The 6,608-nt window shown below is 35.5% G+C and carries 6 protein-coding genes; 2 read left to right on the top strand and 4 right to left on the bottom strand.

The window, feature by feature from the left end:
• The first annotated feature begins 248 nt into the window (after positions 1-248).
• Both ACWIUX_RS02505 and ACWIUX_RS02500 read left to right on the top strand, forming a co-directional pair.
• A complete protein-coding gene (locus ACWIUX_RS02505) occupies positions 249-467 on the top strand; it encodes a prephenate dehydratase domain-containing protein (RefSeq protein ID WP_448589149.1) in 219 nt (72 codons plus the stop codon).
• A 3-nt stretch (positions 468-470) separates the two neighbouring features.
• Positions 471-665, top strand: coding sequence for a hypothetical protein (locus ACWIUX_RS02500; protein ID WP_448589148.1), 195 nt, complete (start codon positions 471-473; stop codon positions 663-665).
• A 35-nt stretch (positions 666-700) separates the two neighbouring features.
• On the opposite strand, the gene fdhF is transcribed toward ACWIUX_RS02500, so the two are convergent.
• From fdhF to ACWIUX_RS02480, 4 genes are all read right to left on the bottom strand, one after another.
• Entirely contained in the window at positions 701-3,427 is a 2,727-nt protein-coding gene (gene fdhF, locus ACWIUX_RS02495) for a formate dehydrogenase subunit alpha (protein WP_448589147.1), read from the bottom strand.
• 173 nt (positions 3,428-3,600) lie between these two features.
• Positions 3,601-5,214: an NADH-ubiquinone oxidoreductase-F iron-sulfur binding region domain-containing protein gene (locus ACWIUX_RS02490; protein WP_448589146.1), complete on the bottom strand. Its 1,614-nt coding sequence runs from the start codon at positions 5,212-5,214 to the stop codon at positions 3,601-3,603.
• Positions 5,211-5,585: a (2Fe-2S) ferredoxin domain-containing protein gene (locus ACWIUX_RS02485; protein ID WP_448589145.1), complete on the bottom strand. Its 375-nt coding sequence runs from the start codon at positions 5,583-5,585 to the stop codon at positions 5,211-5,213. Before ACWIUX_RS02485 ends, ACWIUX_RS02490 begins: the two co-directional genes overlap by 4 nt.
• Before the next feature lie 168 nt (positions 5,586-5,753).
• Positions 5,754-6,221, bottom strand: coding sequence for an NADH-quinone oxidoreductase subunit NuoE family protein (locus ACWIUX_RS02480; protein ID WP_448589144.1), 468 nt, complete (start codon positions 6,219-6,221; stop codon positions 5,754-5,756).
• Between the last annotated feature and the right edge of the window lie 387 nt (positions 6,222-6,608).

Here is a 6,608-nt window from a genome sequence, read left to right as displayed (position 1 = left end):
AAAAAGGTAGTGCAAAATTTCTTTATCTAATGTAATATTATATTTAGTCATCGTCCACCTCCAATAGTTTTGGTGTGTGTTAACTATATTCTATCAGTGTACGATGACCTTTCATATTTCTTTATTGATAATCATTTCACTTTTACAGAAAATTCTGTACGTTACTCACTACATTTTTTACAAAAAAATAAAATATTAGGAAAAATTGCTGTATTTATAGGGATTTTTAGGTTCTTAAATAAAAAAAGGTGTCAAAGTCAGGAAAAAAGGTTTCAGAATTAGAGGATAAGTCTTTTGCTGCAATTGCATCAGAAGGCTCTGCACAAGTCTATCATTTAAACGTTTTGGCTCGTGACATTCAAATGAACGACTCAAACGTTACAAGATTTTGGGTTGTCACAAATACAGATAGACAAATCAATAATGGCGATCACTATATTTTGACATTAACTGGCGACGATAATTAGGTAGTGAAATTACTTAACTTTTTAGAAAATAGCGGTTATAAGATTGACTATATTCATGATATACCCAGAAAAACCTACTTAGGTGATAATATATATTTAGTCGAGTTAAATTCAAATTCAAACTCCACCAGTATTAATGACATAATAGATGATAATGTCTATTCTGATTTAAATATTCATATTTTAGGCAGATATTAAAAAGTTTTTATAAAATTATTTTCGATTTAAACCTCTCATAAGGGTAATATTTTTTCTATAGTGCAGGCGCATGCCTTGTATTCGGGTATCTTTGCAACAGGATCAAGTGCGTTGATAGTAAGTATATTTGCATTTGTTTCAGAGAAATGAAAGCTCACAAATACAACACCCTTCTTTGGTTTCGTTGATATTTTAACATTTACATTGATTTCTCCACGTCTTGTCTTAATATTAACCCTATCGCCGTTCTTAATACCGAGCGCTTCGGCATCTTCAGGGTTAACTTCTGCAAAGTTTTCTGGAACGAAATTTTCAAGCACCTTCACTCTTCTGGTTTCATTTCTTGAGTGATAGTGGAAGAGTATCCTGCCAGTTGTAAGGATAAATGGATAGTTATCATCTGGTATTTCAATAGGTGACTGGAATTCTACACTGCTAATAAGAGCTTTTTCATTAGGACGTTTGAATTTGCCTTCATAGTATAGAATCTTTGTGCCTGGATGCGTTTCATCTGGACAAGGCCACTGCAAAGAATTTTCTTCCAATCTTTCGTAGGTTATCCCTTTTAATGTAGGTGTGACTTCTCTTATTTCGCTCCAAATTTCTTTCTCATTCTTATATTGCATTGAATATCCCATACGAGTTGCAACTTCACAAACTATTTGCCAGTCATCTTTTATGGATTGTGATGGACTTCTTGCAGGACTTAGAAGCTGAACTCTTCTCTCTGTATTGGTGAAGGTGCCGAACTTTTCATAGGCAGCTTTAGCAGGGAAAACCACATCTGCAATCTGAGCAGTTTCAGAAAGAAAAATATCTTGCACTGCTAAGAATTCGAGTTTTTCAAAGCTTTTCTTTGCGTGAGTAACATCTGCTTCAGTAACAAGAGGATTCTCTCCCATTATATAAACTGCTTTGAGCTTTCCTTCAAGTATCAAATCCCCAAACTGTGATACTGCATAGCCAATGCTCTCAGGGAGCTTTACCTTCCAAAATTCTTCGAATTTCTTTCTAATATTTTCATCTGTTACTCTCTGATAACCTGTATATACGTCGGGCAAGACGCCAACATCACACGCACCCTGTACGTTTGACTGTCCTCTTAAAGGAATTATACCATTTCCTTCCTTGCCTATATGGCCTGTAATAAGAGCAATGTTTGCAATTGAAATAACGTTATCAACTCCCACGTGGTGTTGTGTTATGCCCATTGTGTAAAAAATCATTGAGTTTGGGCCTTTAGCATAGGCAATCGCCGCATCTTCTATAAGCTTCTTATCAACACCTGTAATTCTTGAAATATCATCAAGATCGCAATTTTCAAGATTTCTTAAGAGACTTTCAAAACCTTCAGTATGATTATAAATAAATTCTTTATCAATTAGCTCTTTGTCGACAATAATTTTCATCATAGCATTTAATAGTGCTACATCAGTTCCTGGATAGTGTTGGATAAATGTGTCAGCATATTTCGCAATATCTGTATTTCTTGGATCACAAACAATTAGCTTTGCTCCTCTTTTTTTCTTGTTTTCTTTAATAAATTGAGCTATTACAGGGTGGGTTTCAGTTGTATTAGAACCAATAACAAACATTACATCTGCGTTTTCAATGTCTGAAATTGGGTTTGTTGCGGCACCTGCTCCAAATGCTTTGCCCAATCCTGTAACTGTTGAAGCGTGACACAATCTTGCACAGTGGTCAATGTTGTTTGTACCAACTGCAGCCCGCGCAAATTTTTGTATTACATAGTTGTCTTCGTTTGTGCAACGAGCAGAACCAAGAACACCAATTGCATCAGGACCATATTTTGCTTTAATTTCAAGTAATTTATTTGCGGTATAATCAAAGGCTTCTTCCCATGAGACCTCTCTAAAAACTCCATCTTCTTTTATAAGGGGTTTTGTAAGCCTCTCAGAAGAGTTCACATACTCATAACCATATCTTCCCTTGACACAGAGTCTTCCTTTGTTAGGTTCTTTGTTTTCAATGGCTTTTGCCATAACAAGTTTGTTGTTTTTATCTTTGTAAAGCGCAAGGTTACATCCAACGCCACAATACGCACAGACAGTTTCAGTTTTCTTAAATTTAAATATTTTCCCCTTTCCAATGCGAGGTTTTTCAATAAGCGCTCCGGTTGGACATGCTTGAACGCATGCTCCACAAAATTGGCAATTTGTTTTCTCCAATGCTAAATTGAAAGGGGTAGAAATAACAGACTTATAACCCCTCATTGCTATACCAATCGCTTCAACTATTGCCTGATTTTCGCAGGCGCCAACGCAACACCTACAAAGCACACACTTCTGTGGATCAAACTGGATAAATAAATTTGTATCCCAAGCAGTTTCAATTGGACAATAAAATGCATCTTTTTCATCAAGAAATTGGCTCTTTTTTATACCGAATTGATAAGCAAGATCTTGAAGCACGCAATCTCCATCTTGATCGCAGGTCATACAGTCCAATGGGTGATGAGCAAGTAGGAGCTCAAGATTCGTTTTTCTTGCTTCGTATATAACTTCTGAATCTGTTGTGATTTCCATTCCTTCAGAAATTTCTGTAATACAAGCTCTTTGTAAGGTTTTTACTCCTTTAATTTCTACTACACACAAACTACAAGAGCCTTCTTCTGAAATATTCTCGAGATAACAAAGTGTTGGTATTTCAATACCAACTTGTTTACATGCTTTTAGAATTGTAGTACCTCTTTTAAACTGATAAGGCTTTCCGTCAATTCTTACATTTAATAAGTCATTCATTTGAAATCTCCTTTGTCTGCTTCTTTAAATTCACAAAAACTTTTAATACAGTTTTCATTTATAAGTTCATAACACTCTCTATTAACTTTTAACTTTCCAGAGTTTAAACTTAGCAATTTGTCTTAAATCAGATATCAATTAATATAATTCAAGAACTCTTTTAAGTTTTTTATTTACTTCATCGAACAAACATTTGCTGGACATACCTTATCCTTCACGTGTGCGATATATTCGTCTCTAAAGTGTCTAAGCGTTGACAAGACTGGATTTGGTGCGGTTTGTCCCAGGCCACAAAGGGAAGTTAGCTTTATAACGTTGCCAAGCTTTTCAAGGACTTCAAGGTCTTCCATTGTGCCTTTTCCACTGGTAATCTTTTCTAAGATATTCAGCATTTGTCTTGTGCCTTCTCTACAGGGAACACATTTGCCGCAGGATTCATCCACAGTAAATTTTAAGAAGAATTTAGCAACGTCTACCATACAGCTTGTTTCATCCATTACAATAAGGCCACCAGAACCCATAATCGCTCCAAGCTGAGGAAGATTTTCGTAATCCATTGGGATATCCAGGTATTTTGCGGGGATAACTCCTCCTGATGGTCCTCCTGTTTGTGCTGCTTTAAACGTATGCCCTTCTGGAATGCCTCCTCCAATGTCAAATACTATTGTTCTAAGAGGAGTTCCAAGCGGAACCTCAATCAGACCTGCAATATTAACTTTGCCTACAAGAGAAAAAGCTTTTGTTCCTGGACTTTTTTCAGTACCAAATTGTCTAAAGAAATCTGCTCCCTTTTCAATAATAACTGGAATATTAGCAAGAGTTTCGACATTGTTTATGACTGTGGGTTTTCCAAATAGGCCGCTTTCAACTGGATAGGGTGGTTTCTTTCTTGGTTCGCCACGTTTTCCTTCAGTAGAATTTATCAAGGCTGTTTCTTCTCCGCAAACAAATGCACCTGCGCCCATTCTCAGTTCTATATCGAATGAAAAATTCGTTCCCAAAATATTTTTGCCTAACAAACCTGACATCCTTGCTTGTTTTATTGCAATTTCAAGTCTTTTAATTGCAAGGGGGTATTCTGCTCTTATATAAATAAATCCCTTTTGAGATTCGACTGCATATCCTGCTATTGCCATTCCTTCGAGAACAGAATGTGGGTCTCCTTCAAGAACGGATCTATTCATATAAGCACCTGGATCTCCCTCATCTGCGTTGCATATTATGTACTTGGTATCAGATATTTGCTTATTTGCAAGCTCCCATTTTAGTCCTGTGGGAAATCCTGCTCCTCCTCTTCCACGCAATCCTGAGTCTTTTATAATTTTGATTACATCCTTAGGGGTCATCTCTGTTATGACTTTGCCTAATGATTCATAACCCCCTTGTGCAATGTATTCATTTATATCTTCTGGATTTATAAAACCGCAATTTCTTAAAACTATCCTGGTCTGTTTGGCAAAGAATGGAGTATCGTGTAGTGTGAGAAATTGTTTCTCATCTTGTCTCCAGAGAAGTCTTTTTACTGGTCTTCCTTTAAGAAAATCCTCTTCTACAATCTCTTTTGCATCTTCTGGACTAAGCTTTGTGTACATAATTCCTTCAGGATAAACAACCATTCTGGGACCCAATTGACAGGACCCCATACAACCAGTTTCGACTATAAGCACCTCTTCTGTTAGACCGTGCTGTTTCAATTCTTCTATAAGTGCGTCTTTAAAGCCATTGCCTCCTGCTGCAAGGCATTGTGTCCCTGCACATACAAGCGCATGAATTCTATAGGTTTTCATAAATTACCCCTTTTTGATGCCCAGTCGCTTACAATTTGTCCCTTTATTGCATGCGAAGCAATGATTTCTCTTGCCATATTTGGAGTAATGTTGCTGTAGTAAATAAATTTGCCATCTCTTTCTATTGCCATAAAAGGCTCTTTTATATCAGACCCGATAGGACCTCTCTCGATAATTTGGAAATCTGAAAAATCTCTTTTTTGAAGCTCATCAAGGGTTGCAAGAAGCACATCTCTTGAACCATTGGTATTTTCTTCTTGGTCAACGCTAATGTAGATTTTAACTTTTACATCTTTTTGCCTTGTTTTTAGAAATGCCTGTGATTGCTCCTTTAATTTCCGCAATTCATCAATTGACTTAATTTTTTCCACCTAAACACCTCCGTATAAAGTTTTACTTATCCTGATTATGAGTTTTTTCTTTAATTAAAATCATTTGAACAAATTGTTTTATAAATAATTGTTAACTCATTTACAGACCGCAAAAGCTTTTTTAACCTCCTATATTAACTTATATCAAGAATTTCTAAAGAGAGATCTTTACTGCATATACCTTTCAAGAATGTCAATAGCCTTTTCTGGCGTAAGTTTGCCATGAATGTCTTTCCCATCTACTACCATAACTGGAGCAAAGCCGCAACAACCCACACATCTTACGGTTCTTATTGTAAATCTTCCATCTTTTGTAATTTCATTTGGTTTAATGTCCAACCTATTGCACAGTGCATTTAATATAGCTTCTCCTCCCTTCACGTAACATGCGGTACCCATACATGTAGTAATTACGTGCTCTGCATCCTTTGTAAGTTTAAAGAAGTTATAGAAAGTTACAACACCGTAAATTTTGGATAGAGAAATGTTCATCTTTTTAGAAATGTAAGTTAAAACTTCTTCAGGGAGATAACCCAATGATTCTTGAGTTCCATGCAAAATCTGAATTAGAGATTCGTGTTTTTCCCCCCATTTTTTAATTTCTTTATCTACTGTGGGTAGATTTTTACTTTCCATTTTATCTCCTTTCAAACATTTTACTTTCGCCATTTTCCTGCAATTTCTTTAACTTTTTCATGATCCTTTTGTATTCTTACCTTTTCGTTATTTATCAATGTATCTATATGTAAACTATATACATAGCAAATTATATTTTACCTATTGTAATAATTATATTTTATAACTTTACTAACATTATGTCCCTTTTTTGGATCACGTCCAATTTTTTCTGTAAATTCATCCAACTGATAGAATCAATTACACCCAATCCCATTTAAAAGATATAAATCTTAACTTACTCAATTTCAATAAATGCTTTTCTTCTTCTTATTTTCTTTTAAGACCTGCCTATAGTAATATGCACCTCACATTCTTCTTAGGTATAGTTTAAAAACTGCCCTAAAT

The organism is Thermodesulfobium sp. (genome assembly GCF_053498235.1).
The sequence above is the reverse complement of the archived record's forward strand: the minus strand, read 5'-3'. Positions and strand labels throughout refer to the sequence as shown.